Origin of the sequence: Polaromonas sp. (assembly GCF_039930745.1) — a bacterium.
Taxonomy (GTDB): domain Bacteria; phylum Pseudomonadota; class Gammaproteobacteria; order Burkholderiales; family Burkholderiaceae_C; genus Polaromonas.
Genome location: NZ_JBDTTH010000055.1, coordinates 1 through 16514, shown reverse-complemented (window position 1 = coordinate 16514; position 16514 = coordinate 1). Strand labels below are relative to the sequence as shown.

At 61.1% G+C, this 16514-nt stretch carries 10 protein-coding genes; 7 read left to right on the top strand and 3 right to left on the bottom strand.

Annotated features, from left to right (window positions below; genetic code table 11):
* Positions 1–42: 42 nt before the first annotated feature.
* The 3 genes from ABI660_RS15705 (at position 43) to ABI660_RS15695 (ending at position 10258) form a co-directional block, all read left to right on the top strand.
* Positions 43–8823 carry a neuraminidase-like domain-containing protein gene (locus ABI660_RS15705; protein WP_348069711.1) on the top strand — a complete coding sequence of 2927 codons (8781 nt, stop codon included), beginning with the start codon at positions 43–45 and terminating at the stop codon, positions 8821–8823.
* A gap of 193 nt (positions 8824–9016) precedes the next feature.
* The gene (locus ABI660_RS15700) at positions 9017–9325 is read left to right on the top strand and encodes a hypothetical protein (RefSeq protein ID WP_348069709.1); all 309 of its coding nucleotides are present in this window, start codon (positions 9017–9019) and stop codon (positions 9323–9325) included.
* A 21-nt stretch (positions 9326–9346) separates the two neighbouring features.
* Entirely contained in the window at positions 9347–10258 is a 912-nt protein-coding gene (locus ABI660_RS15695) for a lytic transglycosylase domain-containing protein (RefSeq protein ID WP_348069707.1), read from the top strand.
* Positions 10259–10479: 221 nt separating this feature from the next.
* Here ABI660_RS15695 and ABI660_RS15690 read toward each other — a convergent pair whose 3' ends face one another.
* Positions 10480–11364 (bottom strand): LysR substrate-binding domain-containing protein, encoded by an 885-nt coding sequence (locus ABI660_RS15690; RefSeq protein ID WP_348069705.1) that lies wholly within the window; start codon positions 11362–11364, stop codon positions 10480–10482.
* A gap of 122 nt (positions 11365–11486) precedes the next feature.
* Here ABI660_RS15690 and argC point away from each other — a divergent pair, with 122 nt between their 5' ends.
* The gene (gene argC, locus ABI660_RS15685) at positions 11487–12413 is read left to right on the top strand and encodes an N-acetyl-gamma-glutamyl-phosphate reductase (RefSeq protein ID WP_348069703.1); all 927 of its coding nucleotides are present in this window, start codon (positions 11487–11489) and stop codon (positions 12411–12413) included.
* A 284-nt stretch (positions 12414–12697) separates the two neighbouring features.
* Here the strand turns inward: argC and soxR are convergent, their stop codons facing one another.
* Entirely contained in the window at positions 12698–13180 is a 483-nt protein-coding gene (soxR, locus tag ABI660_RS15680; protein WP_348069701.1) for a redox-sensitive transcriptional activator SoxR, read from the bottom strand.
* Positions 13181–13282: 102 nt separating this feature from the next.
* On the opposite strand from soxR, the gene ABI660_RS15675 reads away from it, so the two are divergent.
* The 3 genes from ABI660_RS15675 to ABI660_RS15665 all read left to right on the top strand — a co-directional run bounded on the left by ABI660_RS15675 (position 13283) and on the right by ABI660_RS15665 (position 15433).
* A complete protein-coding gene (locus tag ABI660_RS15675) occupies positions 13283–13621 on the top strand; it encodes an antibiotic biosynthesis monooxygenase (RefSeq protein ID WP_348069699.1) in 339 nt (112 codons plus the stop codon).
* Between the two features lie 125 nt (positions 13622–13746).
* Positions 13747–14118 carry an XRE family transcriptional regulator gene (locus tag ABI660_RS15670; RefSeq protein WP_348069697.1) on the top strand — a complete coding sequence of 124 codons (372 nt, stop codon included), beginning with the start codon at positions 13747–13749 and terminating at the stop codon, positions 14116–14118.
* 16 nt (positions 14119–14134) lie between these two features.
* The gene (locus ABI660_RS15665) at positions 14135–15433 is read left to right on the top strand and encodes a HipA domain-containing protein (RefSeq protein ID WP_348069695.1); all 1299 of its coding nucleotides are present in this window, start codon (positions 14135–14137) and stop codon (positions 15431–15433) included.
* Between the two features lie 41 nt (positions 15434–15474).
* Here ABI660_RS15665 and ABI660_RS15660 read toward each other — a convergent pair whose 3' ends face one another.
* Positions 15475–16392: a LysR substrate-binding domain-containing protein gene (locus ABI660_RS15660; protein WP_348069693.1), complete on the bottom strand. Its 918-nt coding sequence runs from the start codon at positions 16390–16392 to the stop codon at positions 15475–15477.
* Between the last annotated feature and the right edge of the window lie 122 nt (positions 16393–16514).

Below are 16514 nucleotides of genomic sequence, written 5' to 3'. Positions count from 1 at the left end.
CGGAGTAGAGAAAGCAGGTTCGACAGACATGGGAGCCATCAAATGCACTTCATCGTATTTCCTCTGAAACCAGGCGATAGCGGCTCATACGTCGGTGACTTGATAGACGCACTGTTGCTCTATGTCGAACGTGGGGTGCTACAAGGCTTCGATTTGCCTCAGCACCCGAGCGCCGACGACTTGAAGGAGATGGTCTACCGGCTACGCAAGGAACGCACCGTCTCCAGCTACGGGGAGGCCACGCAGCAGCTCGTTCTCCATTTTCAGATTCAACAGAAGTTGGGCGACAGCCTCGCTGGTGTGGTCGAAGAAAAAACAGCGGCACGGATGAACGAACTGTTGCAAACCCTGGGTATTCAATTCAATGCGAATGACCATGAGGTTTTCGGTGTAGTGATGGATTCCCTCGGCCGGCGTCTGCCCGGCCTTGTCATTCGCGCTTTCGACCGTGACTACCAGCGCGAGTCAGTACTGGGCCAGGGCATCACAGACGGCTCAGGGACGTACCGCATCGCCTTTCCTGCATCGTTGTATCGCAAGACCGCTGCCGAGCGCGGCGGCCCGGATCTGGTCGTGCGCGCTTTCGACGACCAGGACCTGCTGCTCGCCCAGTCGGCCATGGTTCCCAACGCGAGCGTACGCACTGAACTGAACCTGAGCCTCGATGCTGACCTGCGCCTCGTCAGTGGCACCGTACGTGATGGCGCAGGACTGGTACTGAAAGGTCTTCGCGTGAGCGCTTTTGACCGCGACTTGCGCAGTGAGCAGCGCCTGGGAGAGGCCCTGACCGATATCCAGGGGCATTACCAGATCCGTTACACGCACGCGCAGTTTCGTCGTTTGGAAAAAGCTGCGGCGGACTTGTACCTGCGTGTGTTTACCGCGGACGGGAAGACGGAGCTGGCCGTGTCGGAAACGGTGTTCAATGCGCCGCCGCGCGCTGTGGTCGATCTGCGCATTAACGCAGGCGTTTTCCACACGGATTCGGAATGGGTGAGCTATCACCATGAGATCAGACCGCTGATGGAAAAGCTCGAGCCCTACCGGTTGACTGAGGACGACCTGCAGTTTCTGGGAGGCGAGACAGGCATAGATGCCTTGCACCTGCGTTTCCTGCGGCAAGATGCGATCTGGCGCAAGCAGCAAGCCCGGCACAAACTGCCTGCGGCTGCGTTCTACGGTTTGTTGCGCCAGGGCCTTCCTGACGAATGGACAGCGCTTCTCCGCGCCGGGCCCAGGCAATGGCGCAATTCGCTGAAGCAGGCCATCGTGGATCGGCAGGTGCCATCGGCGCTTGGAAAAAGCATTGAGGCATTTGTGGCGAAGCTGACCGAGCTGGCGATTGATCTGGCATTTGTGCCGCCCACCGAAGGTGCTGGCGGACAGACACCCATCGGAGTGCTGCTCGCCGCGAGCGGCATCAGTGTCGATGCGCAGCGCCGGATTGTGGATGTCGCGCTGGATTTTTCACCGGAAGATGACCCGCTGCAACTTTGGCAGATGCTCACGCAAGCCGGTGTACCGCCGGATGCGGTGCGTAGCGCACGGTTCGCGATCGAGGCACACCATTTTGTGCAAAAGCACATTCCTACGCTTGCAGCGCTGCAAAGTTCGCTCGCGCGCGGCTTTGGTTCGGGCGCCGATCTCGCCAGGCTCAGCCGGGCGCAATGGCTCAACGTGGCACAAACCGTTGCCAGCAAAGGGACCAAGAGCTTGCCTGAAGGTTTCGACTCGCCGGAGCTGTATGCCGCATCTTTGGCCGACACCGTGGAGTTGGCATTTCCAACCGCCGTTGTGGCGCATCGCCTGGCGGACGATCCGGAGGATCTCAGGCGTGAGGTGGGTGTTTTGCTGACGCTCAATCCGGCGTTCGACCTGCTCCGCACGCCGGTAGGTGAGTTCATGCAGACGGTTGGCCTGGGTCAGCTCACGACGGATCGCGAAACCCTGACAAAGCAGCTTTCTGCCGAGGTACGTGTGGCCCGGCTGGTGCCCGGCACGAACCGCGCAGCCCATATGAAGGCGCTGCAGGATCAGGGGTTCGATTCCGCCATCAAGGTTGTCATGGCCGGGGAGTCGGTGTTCAGGACGCGCATGGAAAAGATCACGGGGTCGACGGTGGCAGAGGAAATTTTCCACTCTGCCAGGGAGCGGGCGCAAGACATTACCTTGCATGCCGTGCGGCTGCGCGACTATTTCGAAACGCCGCTTCCTGTGCAGCCAAAGCCTGCAGTGGTGCCAGGTGGTGGTTTGGCCACCTGGATCGAGATGTTTGGGGCCGGTAGCGGTTGTTTTTGCCCGCCCTGCGAATCGGCGTATGGGCCGGCAGCCTACCTGATGGATCTGCTGGAGTTTTTAAAGGACATGAAGGCAAGACCGGCCAGCGGGATGGCTGTGGGCCCTTCATTGCTCGACGTGTTGAAGGCGCGGCGGCCCGACCTTTGCCATCTGAAGCTGAACTGCGCAAATGCTGAAATCCCCTTGCCTTACATTGACCTGGTGAACGAGTTGCTGGAGCGCCAGATTGCTGGCGTCGCAGCTGATGCCATCTCGACGCCGCAGACCTTCGATGAACCCGAAGGCAGCGAAGCAGCAGAGGTAGCCACCCGGCTGCGTGCCTTACCCGATGAGCGCAACGCCATTGCGTCTGTGTACGCACCGGACGGTCCGCTACAGAGTGCCCGTTACCCGCTGCAACTGCCTTTCGAACGTACTTTTTTACAGAAAGGAATTTACTTCGACCTGATCGGGTCGCCTGCGGCCGAAGTGCTGGCACTGGCCATGGACCCAGGTGATGACCTGTACCGGGCAAGGCTGGGTTTGAGTCCCGCGAATTGGACACTGTTGCACAACACCGCAGTCCGGGATGGGACTGCGGTGACGCAGGCCTGGGGGTTGTCCGGTGCCAGCGCACTGGATCCGTTGCTGCAGTTCGGCGGAGAACGGGGGCTGCTGGCTCGCAGCGGACTGGCTGTGGACGAGCTGTTTGCGCTTGTCGAGTCGCCTTTGTTCGCGGGTTGGGCGCTGTATATTGATCGCCGTCCGACGCCTGAATCAGACCCCTGCAACATTGAGCACACGCGGCTCAGGCAGCGCATTGGCGGTGCAGGAGCAACGCCAAGCGAGTTGGACGCGGAGGCGAAAATTGAAGTGTTCGATCTCATGCATCGTGTCCTGCGCTTGCGCCGGGCGCTGAAATGGCCCTTGGCCCGGTTACAGATTGCACTTCAGGCCTTGCGTGTCGGAAGAGACGCGCAAGCCCTCGATCTGGTGGCGCTTTCACGCCTGATGTCGCTATCGGCGCTGCAAGGTGTTTCCCAGGAGCGATTGTCCAGGCTCTTGCTGGCCCTCGATTCGGCATCGTCAGGCGAGGTCGCGGAGTCTCATACGCGTTCTGATTTCCTGGCCTTGCTGCAGCTGTCGGCCGCGGACCACGTGTGCTGGCATGCGCTGGGCCTCGTTGATCCACTCGAACCCCAAGCGCCCGCACAGCGCCTCGAAAGACTGGAGACCGCACTGGAGCGACTTGGGCAGCTACGCACAGCAGCGCTTGATCCCGCCGAGCTGTGTTACCTGTTGCGCCATGAGGACCTCGTCCCGGCGGTCTTTGCCCCTCGCGAGGATGAGTTGCCAGTCCAGCTGGAAAGTCTGGTAGAGGCGATTCAAACTTCGGTGGCAGATCTTTCGACTGATGCGGGTCCTGACGCGATCATGGAGCGCCGCGTTGCTGCCGCTATCGCAGGCCTGGGCGGCATCGCTGGTACAGCATTCATGGCGGACATGGTTGCCGATGCTCCAGCTTCTGTGCCACCGGTGCAAGCGCTGTTGGCCGCAAGCCCGCCTGGTACCCCGGGCGGGGTGGTGCATGATTTCATCGCACTGGCTGCCGTTTTGCCCGGCAATCCGGGCCGCGGGGCATTGCTTGAACAGGCCAACCGGTCCCTGCGGCGTGTGTTGAAGACCTCTCGCCTGCTTGGCATGCTGAAGCTCACCATGGCCGACATCAAGGCAATAGCCCGGCTCCCGCGCGACAACACACTGTGGCTGGACTTCAACGCCTTGCCCGTGATGGCCAGCGATGCCCCCTGCAACTTGTCTGCCCTAATGGGTTTGGTGCGGGTCAGCGTCCTCCAGAAACTGATGCCAAAGTCCGATCGCAGCCTGTTGCAGGTTATCGCCGACGCATCCAGCGCCAATGCAGCGCGAATGGACCTGGAAAACATCACCGGCTGGGGCCGGTCGATAGGAGCTGGCACCGACGGTTCCCAGGCCTTGCTTGACCTGGCCCAAACGCTGAGTTTTCCCTTCGCTGACGGTGCCGCCTGGCAGGCCCCTGACATTTATGCGCACTTGCACGCGGCCACGCACTGGCTGCAGCGACACCGGTTGACCATTGCTCCCGACAACGCCCTCCATACGCTGTTGCAGGCCGCACGGCCAGAGTCCGCAACCACGGAACTCCAGGCGCTGGCCCGCAGCCGCTTTGCAAACAGTGGTGACTGGTATGAGGCACTGGCCCCGGCCATGGATAGCCTGCGTATCCAACAGCGAGACGCCTTGCTCGCGCATATCCTGCACAGCAACATACACGCACCGCGCTGGAAAACGGCCGACGACGTATACGCGCATCTGCTGATTGATGTGCAGATGGGCCCGTGCCAGCTGAGTTCGCGCATTGTGCAGGCGCATGCGGCGATCCAGCTTTTCGTGCAGCGTTGCCTGATGAACCTGGAGAAGCCAGGCGACGTACTGCTCGGTGATGTCTCCGACATCACCCAATGGCGGCAGTGGCAATGGATGAAGAACTACCGCGTGTGGGAAGCCGGCCGAAAAGTTTTCCTGTACCCGGAAAACTGGATAGAGGCTGACCTTCGCGACAACAAAAGCCCGTTCTTCGAAGACCTGGAAAACGAGCTTCTTCAGGACGAAATTACCCCGGACACTGCGGAGCGGGCCATGCGCGGGTACCTGGGAAAGCTGCATGAGGTGGCGCGCCTGGACATCCGAGCGCTGTATGAAGAGAGCTATGCTGAAAGGAGTGGCGCTGGAAAAGAGCTTACCCGCAAGGTCATTCACATGGTGGGGCGGACACAGTCCATGCCGCACCGGTATTTCTACCGGCAGAGATCCGATGGCCTGTGCTGGACGCCTTGGCAGAAGATTGAACTGAGCATCGACTCGGACCACTTGGTACTGGTGGTGCAGAACCGGCGGCCCATGCTTTTCTGGCCGCAATTCAGCGAAGTCCAGCTGGACCGCAATGACCCTCCCAAACGCGCCTGGGATATGCAGCTCAATTGGTCGATGCGTGAGTTCGACCAATGGACAGCACCCGCCAAAACAAGGGAGTCCGTACGCATGGGGCTCCATGACCGTTCCAGCATGATGCTGCGTCCGGAGGTTTCTGCCACCGGCATGGCGCTGCACATTTACCATCTTCTGCGCATTTCTCGCCCGCGTACCGACTGGCCCTTGGGGTATGCCATTGCCTTGTCTTCATTCCTGATGGATTCCTGCACAGGGCAAATGACATTGCAGCGGTATGACCGGGCGAAAGTGCTCCGGCTTCCTCGGGCGGTGCTTCCGCAGGGTCAGCTATTGCACGAAGGCATGGATGGGCCGTCCGCTACCTTCCTCAGGCTTGCGGATGAATCCGAACCAACCGGATGGCTGGATGAAGAGATGGCGGAACTTGCGCGGGAGCTCGCCGAGACGGGAGGTTTGGGCGGCGCGATTTTTGGCGCTTTTTTCGCGGCGGCGGTGGTGAATGCTGATGCGGCTGCGTTCGGCGTGCGATCTCTCGCATTGCTCGAGGCGCCAGTCGAAGGCTTCACGGTACTACCTGCGCACCAGTTCTCGCGCCTGAGCATAGGTCACCCTTACGTGCTTACCCATGGCGACCGGCCTCTTTACGCTTTCAGAACAATGGGGTCGCTTCGCTTCCTGCCCCAATATCTGCTGGAGGCCGGGCACCATGCCTTTGTATGCGATCTGCTTGAAGCCGTTCGTGCGGAAGGGTTGGCTGGCCTGTACAGGCCCGCCGAAAAGCTGGTTCCCATACCGTCGATACCTCCTCGATGGGAGGTGACACCTGCGCGTCCCGGGCAGCATCCGCGCCAGCTTACGGTGGCTTCGCGCGACTGGGTACGCGACACGCTGCGGCCCAGCCCTTGGCTGGTAGCTGCGCCATATCCTTGTGACGAATTCGACTTCTCGGCAACGGGTGCCTACGGCCTGTACAACTGGGAGGTGTTTTTCCATATTCCGTTGCTGCTGGCAGACCGGCTAAGCAAAAACCGGCGCTTCGAAGACGCACAGCAATGGTTTCATGCCATCTTCGATCCGACAGATGTCTCGCCGCACCCGGCCCCCCAGAAGTTCTGGCGTGTCAAGCCGCTTTTCCGGGAGGCCGAGTACTGGGCAAGCCGGGGAACGATTGAATCGCTCGAAGCCATGATGCGGCGCTTGTCAGACGGCGCGGACGACCTGGAAGCGCAGGTGGCGGCCTGGCGGAACGATCCGTTCAATCCGCACCTGGTCGCGCGCCTGCGTCTGGTGAGCTACATGAAGACAGTGGTGCAAAAATATACCGAGAATCTCACGGCCTGGGCCGACAGCCTGTTCCGCCGCGACACCATGGAATCCATCAACGAGGCGACTCAGTTGTATGTGCTTGGCAACGAAATACTGGGCACGGCCCCTGTCGTTCTGCCGCCCGTACGGCGCGAAGCACGAAGTTATGACGAACTCGCGCGCGGGGATGCGGTGGATGATTTTTCGAATGTGCTGATGGATATCGACACCAGTTTACCCATGCCGGCCGGGGCCGCTAGCCCGGCGGACCGTGTTGCTCCGGGCATATCGATGCTCTATTTCTGTATCCCCGGAAATCTTCGGCTGCATGAATTGCGAACCACGATCGCGGATCGGTTGTTCAAAATCCGGCATTGCATGGATATTGATGGCCGCACGCGGCAGCTTGCCCTTTTTTCTCCACCCATAGACCCAGCCTTGCTGGTACGCGCACGTGCTGCGGGCCTGGATATTGGCGCGGCATTGAGCATGGCCCTGGATACGCGTCCTTCGCATTACCGTTTCCAGCCCATGCTGCAGAAGGCGCTTGAGTTCTGTAACGAGGTTCGTTCGTTCGGTGCGGCCTTGCTGTCGGCACTCGAAAAGCGTGACAGTGAGCAACTCGCGCAACTGCGCGCGCAGCATGAAGTTTCGACCTTGAAATTCATGTCCCTGCTCAAAGCGCAGCAGGCCGAGGAGGCAACAGCGGGCCTTGAAGCGGTCAAAAAATCGAAAGAGGTTTTGCAGGCCCGTCTGGATTTTTATCAATCCAACCTGGATCAGGGAAAATCCACCGCCGAAGATGCGCAAATTTCAAATTTGCACCTGGCGCACGGCTTTGAACTCGCCAGTTCAGCCCACCAGATTGCAGCATCCATCTTCCACGCGTTGCCGACGGGTGTCATCGGATTCCCGAACAATGGCATCGAATGGGGAGGCCCCAACCTTGGCCATGCCACCCAGGCTGCGGCCGCCTCCTTCAGCTTGATTGGGCAGCAGTTCGCCTTCGAAGCGTCGATGGCGGGCTACAACGCAAACTACCAGCGCCGAGACGAGGAGTGGCGTCACCAGATTGAATCAGCAACCCGCGAGCTCGCGCAGATCGAACAGCAGATCATCGCCAGTGAGATTCGCGTGGCTATTGCCGAGCGAGACCAAGAAAACCACGAACAGCAAATCGTTCAGGCCGAGGAAATCCAATCAGCGTTGCGCGGCAAATTCTCCAGCGACCAGCTTTATAGCTGGATGTCTGCACAACTTGCCGCACTTCACTATCAGTCATACCGCATGGCTTTTGATCTGGCCAAGCAAGCGGAGGCTGCGGCTCATCGCGAACTGGGAACCGGAACATCCCTGATCCGGTTCGACCATTGGGATGGGGGAAAAAAGGGGCTGTTGGCGGGAGAACGCCTTGCCCAGGACTTGCGGCGGCTGGAGCTCGCCTACATGCACCGAAACATCCGTGCACTTGAAATCGCTTCCCACGTCTCGCTGCGGCGTCTTGATCCGCAAGCGCTGTGGGCGCTGCGTGTCACCGGTGAATGCATGTTTGCCTTGCCTGCATGGGTGTTCAAGCTTGACTTCCCCGGCCATCATCAACGGCGTATCAAATCCGTCAGTCTCTCTGTGCCTGGTGTGGTGGGCCCTTATGGTGGCGTCAATGGTGTGTTGCAGTGCATACCAACCGGCGAATCTCCGCGCAGCATAGCCACCAGTTCCGGCCAGAACGACGCCGGCATATTCCAGCTGGATTTTCGGGACGAGCGGTATTTACCTTTCGAGTCAATCGATCTTGACGTGGATACTCGCTGGAGGTTTTCCCTGCCGGCTGTATTTCGGCCCTTCGACTACGACACCATTGGTGACGTGGTGCTGCATTTGCACTATACGGCGCGGGAGGATGATGCCGGAGAGAGCGGCAGAAGGCGTGAGGTGATCGCCACCCTTGCGGGTACAAGTCCGGCACCACTGCAATTGCTCGTCAGTGTGCGGCATGACTTTCCAGTCGCCTCGCGCCGGCTCCGGGAAGGAGCGGCGAATGAAGTGACCGTCGTGATTGATGATCGCCTCTTTCCCTACTTTGCGCGCCATCGCGTTCGTCCGCTGGGCCTCTATCGGTTGCCGCTTGACGCGGCGTCGGGTGGCGCCTTGCCTGCATGGTCGGCCGCCGATGATGGCGTCAGGCTTGTGCTGGGCGTTCCTGACGCGGAGAGTTATCTTGTGCTCGCGTACGCTCTGGAGAGCGCATAGAGCAGGACTTGTTTTTACAAGTTCATACACGGTTCATAGAAAAGACGCACACGATCTGCCTGGTTCGGAGGGATTCTCCCCTGGAAACTGCCATATAAAAGCTCGTTCCACAAAGGCCATCGGCCTTGTCCTACAGGCTAGGGTTGTCCCGCTTGCGTAAAGTTTCAACAATCAGCAGAAGAAGGATTGTTTTATGGCTTATGCCGAAACGGGGTCGGGCTTTATCCGCGCAAATGACGACAGGGTGCTTGAGGGCGCAGAGTATGGCAAATGGGCCAGTGATTTTGCCCACGCCTACTACGCGCTGGTCAAAGGTGAGGCTGACCTTGGTGACCTGATGGACCGGGGTTACGAGTTATGGCCAGAGCGTATGAATGACTCGCCTCTTGACGTGGCTCAGGAGCGGTTCGATGCCATTCCGGAGGCGCTGCGCAGGCGCTACCTCGCCGAAGGTGAGGCTTATGAAGCCTTTGAGCGATGGCAGGCCTCTCTTGCGGACTGAGGCCCTGAGCCAAGGTCTGGCATGAGCGCGGTGACTTCCCTTCATCGCTGCTTGTTCTCTCTGGGCGTGCCGGCCCTGTTGTGTTTGCATGTGGCGCCCGCCAGGGCGGACATCTGGGGCTACGTTGACGCCGACCGAATGCCGCACTTCGCCAGCAGCCGCCTTGACGAGCGTTATGAACTCCTTCTCAAGGACAGCGACACCGTAGAGCCGTTTCGGCCCCTGTTCGGCGCACGCCCAAGGCCGGTGCAGAGGGAAGCCGCGCAGACAGCCGAGGTGGGATCCCCCGAAATTGTTCCGGTGGTGGCAAGCGCCAGCAGTGCACTTAATGTGTCCCCTCGCTTGCTGGAATTTTTCGAGCAGTCCAGCCATTACAAAGCGGTCAGCCCCTTGCTGCGCGAGGCATCGAAAACCCACGGCATTGACTACTCGCTGCTGCAGGCCGTGATCAGCACCGAATCGGGCTTCAACGCCTATGCCGTTTCACCGAAAGGTGCAGTCGGCTTGATGCAGGTGATGCCGCCGACTGCAGAGCGCTACGGTGTGACCGCTGGCAAGAACAGCACAGTCGCCAAAAAGCTCACCAACCCAAAGCTCAACATCAAGACCGGTGCCAGGTATCTGGTTGACCTGATCAAGATGTTTCCGGGCCGGCTGGAACTGGCGCTGGCTGCCTACAACGCGGGAGAAGGCGCGGTCCAACGCGCCGGGAACAGAATTCCCAACTACCCCGAAACCCAGAAGTATGTGAAGACCGTCATGCAGCTTTATACCGGCCTGGCGCCGGCGCAGCAGCCGTTGAAGACGGCGGCCGGCCGTGTTCGCGTCGAACTGAAGGGCGCCGCCACCGCACCGGGCAGCAAGCCAGCTTCCCTACCAGAACAGAGGCCTGCGCCATCTGTTCTGTCGGCTGCGGATTCACCGCAGGACTGAGCTGGCTGCTGCAGAGGACCGCTACCGATACGTTTGGTCCGAAACCTTGCGACTGGTCCACAGGCGCTGCGGGCCCGCGCCCTGGTCGCAAGCAGGAACCTCTACGTGCGCTTGCCTAGTTGCGGCCGGCGGTGAGGCGGTGAGGACATTCCTGTCCCGCGAAACATAACTGTGCCGGAGCGGCACGCTGATGCTTCGCGCGCGGGACACAAGATTTGCGTTCAACGCGCCTTGAGCTCCCATAGCGCGTCGAGTACACGCTGCGTCGCGCGTTCGACATGGCCCGATCGATGGGCAATGCCCAACTCCCGCCAAAGGGCCGGGCGGAGAGGACGCATCACGATGCGCGCGTCCGGCTGCAACGCTCCCGCTTCGTGCGGCAAGAGCGTCGCACCGTAGCCTGCTGCGACCAGGCTCTTGATGGCATCGTTGTAGTTGAGCTCGATCCGCGGTACGGGTCGGTGCCCGCCTGGCGCGAACCATTCCGTGACGAGGCGCGACAGGCGGGTGGTGGTGTCGTTGAGGATCAGCGGCTGCGCCGCGAGCCAGTTTGGCGCGATCTTGGCGGGAGAGCGCCAGTCGGCTGGCAAAAAGGCCATGACGGGGTCGCGACGCCAGGGCCGGATCGCCAGTCCCGCTACCGGCGGCTGTGGTAAGGCGACCAGCCCGACGTCCAGTTTGCCTTGCGCGAGGCGCGCCAGCGCGTCCTGCGAGGTAAGCACTGCGACCTGCACGTCAATGTCCGGATGATCCGCGCGAAGCCGCGCGATGGCCTGCGGCAACAGGTGCGAGATCGCGCCGGTCGAGGCGCCAAGCCGCACGCGTCCGGCCAGCCCCAATACCTGCCGACTGACGTCGTCCAGCGTCGACTCGATCTCGACCAGCAGTCGGCGTGCACGTTCCACCAGCAATTCGCCCACTGCTGACGGTCGCACGTTTCCGCGGCGTCGGGACAAGAGGGGAGCGCCCACACGTCTCTCCAGTTCGGCGATGTGCAAGCTGACAGTCGGCGGCGCGAGATGCAGCAGCTGCGCTGCGGCCGCGAAGGATCCGTGGTCCGCAATTGCTACCAGCGTGCGCAAGCGGTCGAGGCTGATTTCGCGCATCTGAAATCCTTCCTTCAGAAAATATGAACCAGAAGGTTAACAAATTCAACTTTTCATATTTTACTGGCCGAGGAAAAATGCGGCATATCCATCCAGAGATCTAATCAGGAGAACGTGACGTCATGAGTCTTCCGACCATATTCATCGACGGTGATCAGGGCACCACCGGGCTACAAATCCATGACCGTCTGCACGATCGCACGGACCTGCAGCTTCTGACCTTAACCGCAGCCGAACGCAAGGATCCACGGCGTCGCGAGGAGGCGATCAATGCGTGCGACATCGCTATTCTGTGTCTTCCGGATGCGGCCGCACGCGAAGCGGTCGGCTTTATCCGGAATCCGGATGTGCGCGTGATCGACGCGAGTTCAGCGCACCGCACGCACCCGGAATGGGTCTATGGCTTTCCTGAGATGACCCAAGAGCATGCACAGCGGATTGCACAAGCCCGGCGCGTCACCAATCCGGGCTGCTATCCAACAGGTGCTATTGCCCTGTTGCGGCCATTGGTGGAAGCGGGTTTGCTGCCGCGCGATTACCCGGTGAACGTCTATGCGACCTCTGGCTATTCAGGAGGGGGAAAGGCAGCGATCGAAGCGCACGAATCGAGCGACATGCCGATCGTGGCGCTGTCCCGGGTCTATGGCCTGGCGCTGGAGCACAAGCACACGCCTGAAATCCAGGGATACGCCGGACTTGCGCACCGTCCGTTCTTTGTGCCGGCCTATGGCGCCTACAGGCAGGGAATTGTTCTTACTGTGCCGGTCGAGTTGCGCTTGCTGGCAAGCGGTGTCGATGGTGTTCGGCTGCAGGCATGCCTTGCGCATCACTACTCGAACGTGCGCCACGTCAAGGTCATGTCACTTGCGCAGACAAAGGCGATGACCTACCTTGATCCGCAAGCGCTGAACGGAACCAACGATCTACAGTTGGGAGTGTTCGCCAACCCAGACCACAGCCAGGTACTGCTATCCGCCGTCTTTGACAACCTGGGCAAAGGCGCCTCCGGCGCGGCCGTCCAAAACCTCGATTTGATGTTGAGCGCGTAGGCCGGCAGCCCCCCCCCCGCATTCCGACGGAGCAGCGTGTCGGGAATCAGGCGCCGCTACCGCGCCAAGCAGCAAGCCAGCCTCCGTACCAGAGCCCAGACCCACGCCGTCTGTTCTGTCGGCTGCGGATTCACAGCAGGATTGAGCTGGCTGCTGCAGCCGACCGCTACCGTTACGTTCGCGGCGCGGCGCGGCTCGTTGAGACTTCCATCAATCATGACAAGCTCAGGACAGGCTTCGACAAGCTCAGCCCGAACGGGGAAGTGTCATGAATGACGAAATCATCAATAGTCCGCAGCTTTGCGGCGGATCCACAGGCGCTGCGGGCCCGCGCCCTGGTCGCCAAGTTTGTCGTAGGGGTTGCGCAGCCGGCATTTGTCAATCGACAGGCAGCCGCAGCCGATGCAGTCGTCCAGCGTGTCGCGGAGTTTTTTGAGTTGTGCCATGCGGTCGTCAAGATCGGCGCGCCAGGCGGCCGAAAGGCGCGCCCAGTCTGCGCGGCTGGGCGCGGCCTTGGCGGGCAGGGTGGCCAGGGCGGCCTCAATGTCGGCCAGCGCGATGCCCACGCGCTGCGCCACCCGCACAAAGGCCACGCGCCGCAGCATCTCGCGCGCATAGCGGCGCTGGTTGCCCCCGGTGCGGCTGCTGCTGATCAGCCCTTTTGTTTCGTAAAAGTGAAGGGTGGACACCGCCACGCCGCTGCGGCGCGCCATGTCGCCCACCGAGAGGGTAGGGAAGATGCCGGCGTGTTCCAGTTCCGTGCCCATGGGGATGTCCTTGAAAAAGTGCTTGACCTCAACTTTACTTGAGGTTTTACGCTCCTGTTTCCGCAAGCTAACCCGGCTTGCACATTCAAAGGAGTTGTTCCCATGGCCAGTGAACCCTTGCCCAGCGCTTCCACATCCGTCTTCCGCGTTGATAAATTCGTCGTGCCTTCGCAGTCGATGGACGCGTTTGTCGAGCGGATTCGTCAGGTACAGCAAACCCTGGGCAGCTTGCCGGGCTGCCTGCAGAAGCATGTGCTGACGCAAACCGGCGACAGCAGTGAATTCGATGTGGTGACCGTGGTCGAATGGGCCAGCGCAGACGCCGTTGCGGCCGCCCAGGCAGTCATGCAAAAGCAGCTTGCCAGTGAGGGCTTTGACATTCAGGCTTTTCGCAAAAAACTCGGTGTGCGCGGCGACTCGGGGATGTACAGCAAGGCCTGAGCCCGAAGATGAAGCCGGCCCTTGCTGCTTTTCCGTGAGGAATTCCGTCGTCAGTATCGCATGGGCACCCGGAATTGTACCGATAAATAGATACATAATGCCATTATTTGTGCTACTATATCGGTATGTCAAAAGCGACAAGAGCTATCCAGCAGCTGCCTCCGGCCACCTTGGGCGCACTCCAGAAACTGGGTGCCGATCTGGCGGTGGCCCGCTTGCGCCGCAAGGAATCTTTGCGCACTTGGGCAAAGCGCCTGGGCGTCACCCTCTCCACGCTCCAGCGTCTCGAAGCCGGCGACCCGGCGGTGAGCATCGGCATCGTCGCAAGTGCCTTGTGGCTTATCAACCGCGATGGCGAGCTGGGAAACCTGGCCTCGCCGGAACATGACCAGGGCGCTCTCGAGCTGAACGTTCGGGAAGCGGTGGCGCTGGGCCAAGCCCGTGCGCAGGCCTCTGCAGACGCCCACATGCGTGCAGCAAGCTTCAACAAGGACTGACATGCGCCTGGATGACTTGTATCTTTGGTACCTGGGAGACCCCGCACCTCGCTACGTGGGTGCGTTGAAGCTGGTTGCCGCCGGCAAGGGTGTCTCGCTCCACTACGCCGGGGACTGGCTGGCCAACGGGTTCGCGCTCAGCGAGGACCTGCCCCTTGTGGACAACGAGTTCTCTCCGCCCGGGCGGCTGAGCGCCAATGCGCCGCGCGCAGTCGGTGCCGTGGACGACGCGCGCCCAGACCGCTGGGGTGAAAAAGTCATCCGGTTCATCGACAAACCCAAGCGCACGTCGTTAATGGAGATGCTCTACTACGCGGGTGACGACCGTTTCGGTGCCTTAGGGGTCTCAACCTCGCCCACCGTCTACCTCCCCCGACAAGGCGGCCCCCTGCCACGGTTGGCGCAAGCCCAGGAACTCAGCGAGGTTGTGGCCAAGATTGAAGCCGGCGATGCCGTGACGCCTCTCGAGGCCAAAATCATTGAAGGAGGTGGCAGCCCTTTAGGCGGCGCGAAGCCCAAGGCGCTTATCGACATCGACGGCGAGCAGTGGGTCGTCAAGTTCTTCAACAACGAGCACGTTGACGCCCCGCTCATCGAACACGCCACCATGACCTTGGCCGCCCGGGCCGGCATCTCTGTCGCACAGACCCAGGTCATTCGCCTGGTGGCGGCGAATGCCGTGGCCGTTCGGCGATTCGACCGCGTCGATGGCCGGCGGATTCACAGCATCTCGGCGGGCACCGCTATCCGGGCGGCCGCTCCGGCTGGAACAGAGCCAGAAATGGGCTACCCGCAGCTCGCCAGAATCCTGCGCAGGGTCGGTGTCAGCCAGGGCGACGCGCATCTGGCCGATGCCCAGGAGCTGTTCCGCCGAATGGTGTTCAACATCCTGGTCGACAACACCGACGACCATGAGAAGAACCACTCGCTTCTGGTGGTGAACCCCACCGCCAATGGTCGGCTCAGGCTGGCGCCGGCGTATGACCTGCTCCCCACCAACTCCGGCCAGGGCTATCAAGAGTTCATCTGCGGGGACGACGGACAAGAGTCCACGCTGGCCAACGCGATGTCCCAGTGTGATGCGTTTGGGCTCCAGCCGGCCCAGGCTGCCGCGCAAGTTGCCCAGGTCGTCGAGGTGGTCAACACCTGGCGCACTCACTTTGAATCCATCGGGGTATCAAAAAGCGACCTGGACAGCCTGGCAGAACGCCTCGACGGCGACGAACTGCTGAGCCAACGACAGTCGTTTGACGCAGGCCACTACCAGGGGGCACTGCCCAAACGAAAGTCGACAAGCCCGTTTCGCAGGGCCTGACGCGCCTCAGCCCAAATGTAAAAGTCCCCCGGGACCCGCCCTCAGGGGCCGACGACAGGCGCATGTTGCGCCATCAGCTCAAGCACCCAGTCAATGAACACGCGCAGCTTCGCGCTGACGTGCCGGTTCGGCGGGAAGGCCACGTACAGCGGCATCGGGTCCATGCGCCAGTTTTCAAACAGCTGCACAAGCTCGCCGCGCGCCAGGTGCGCCTTCGCCATGTAGTCCGGCAACCCGAGAACGCCCATGCCGGCCAGGCCGGCTGCGAGGTAGGCATTGCCGTCATCGACCGAGAGCACATAGCGCCCCTGAACGGTGATGCTTTCGCTGCCCAGGTGCATGGCGTAGGGCATCGTCTTGCCGGTGCGCGCCCAATGGAGGCCCACGATGCGGTGATGCGTGTCCTCCAGCTCTCGCGGGTGCATGGGTGTGCCGGCACGCGCCAGGTAGCTTGGTGCAGCGTGAACCCCGAGCTGCAGGTCGCCCACGTGGCGAGCCATCAGCGACAGGTCGGTGAGTTCACCGCCGCGCACCACGCAGTCCACGTTTTCGCCAATGATGTCTACCATGCGGTCGCTGACCCCCATGTCGAGCTGGATGTCGGGGTAGCGCGCGTGAAACGCCGGCAAGGCCGGCACCAGAATCATGGTCGCCAGCGGGCTGGGCACATCCACCCGCAGCCGGCCGCGCGGGGAGGTTGACGCGTCAGACAGGCTTGTCTCGGCGTCGTCCACATCGGCCAACACGCGTATCACCCGTTCGTAATAAGCAGCGCCATCGGCCGTGACGTTGACCTTGCGTGTGGTGCGGTTCAGCAGCCGCACGCGCAGCCGCGCCTCCAGCTGCTGCACCAGCTGCGTCACGCTGGTCTTGCTCATATGGAGTGTTTCGGCCGCCTTGGTAAAGCTGCCTGTTTCCACCACGCGGGCAAAGGCCTGCATTGCATCAAAGCGGTCCATATCAGCCTCACATCCTATGGGTCTTGTTTTCACCCTCGCCCTTTGGGAGAGGGCTGGGGTGAGGGATTTGGAAGATTGTTTGGATTTTACGAACAGTGATGGGTGGCCTTGCCTGTTTATCT

Bases quoted from the DNA above. Each gene is read 5' to 3' on its own strand.
- ABI660_RS15705 (WP_348069711.1), top strand. From the start codon at position 43: ATGCACTTCATCGTATTTCCTCTGAAACCAGGCGATAGCGGCTCATAC.
- ABI660_RS15700 (WP_348069709.1), top strand. From the start codon at position 9,017: ATGGCTTATGCCGAAACGGGGTCGGGCTTTATCCGCGCAAATGACGAC.
- ABI660_RS15695 (WP_348069707.1), top strand. From the start codon at position 9,347: ATGAGCGCGGTGACTTCCCTTCATCGCTGCTTGTTCTCTCTGGGCGTG.
- ABI660_RS15690 (WP_348069705.1), bottom strand. From the start codon at position 11,364: ATGCGCGAAATCAGCCTCGACCGCTTGCGCACGCTGGTAGCAATTGCG.
- argC (WP_348069703.1), top strand. From the start codon at position 11,487: ATGAGTCTTCCGACCATATTCATCGACGGTGATCAGGGCACCACCGGG.
- soxR (WP_348069701.1), bottom strand. From the start codon at position 13,180: ATGGGCACGGAACTGGAACACGCCGGCATCTTCCCTACCCTCTCGGTG.
- ABI660_RS15675 (WP_348069699.1), top strand. From the start codon at position 13,283: ATGGCCAGTGAACCCTTGCCCAGCGCTTCCACATCCGTCTTCCGCGTT.
- ABI660_RS15670 (WP_348069697.1), top strand. From the start codon at position 13,747: ATGTCAAAAGCGACAAGAGCTATCCAGCAGCTGCCTCCGGCCACCTTG.
- ABI660_RS15660 (WP_348069693.1), bottom strand. From the start codon at position 16,392: ATGGACCGCTTTGATGCAATGCAGGCCTTTGCCCGCGTGGTGGAAACA.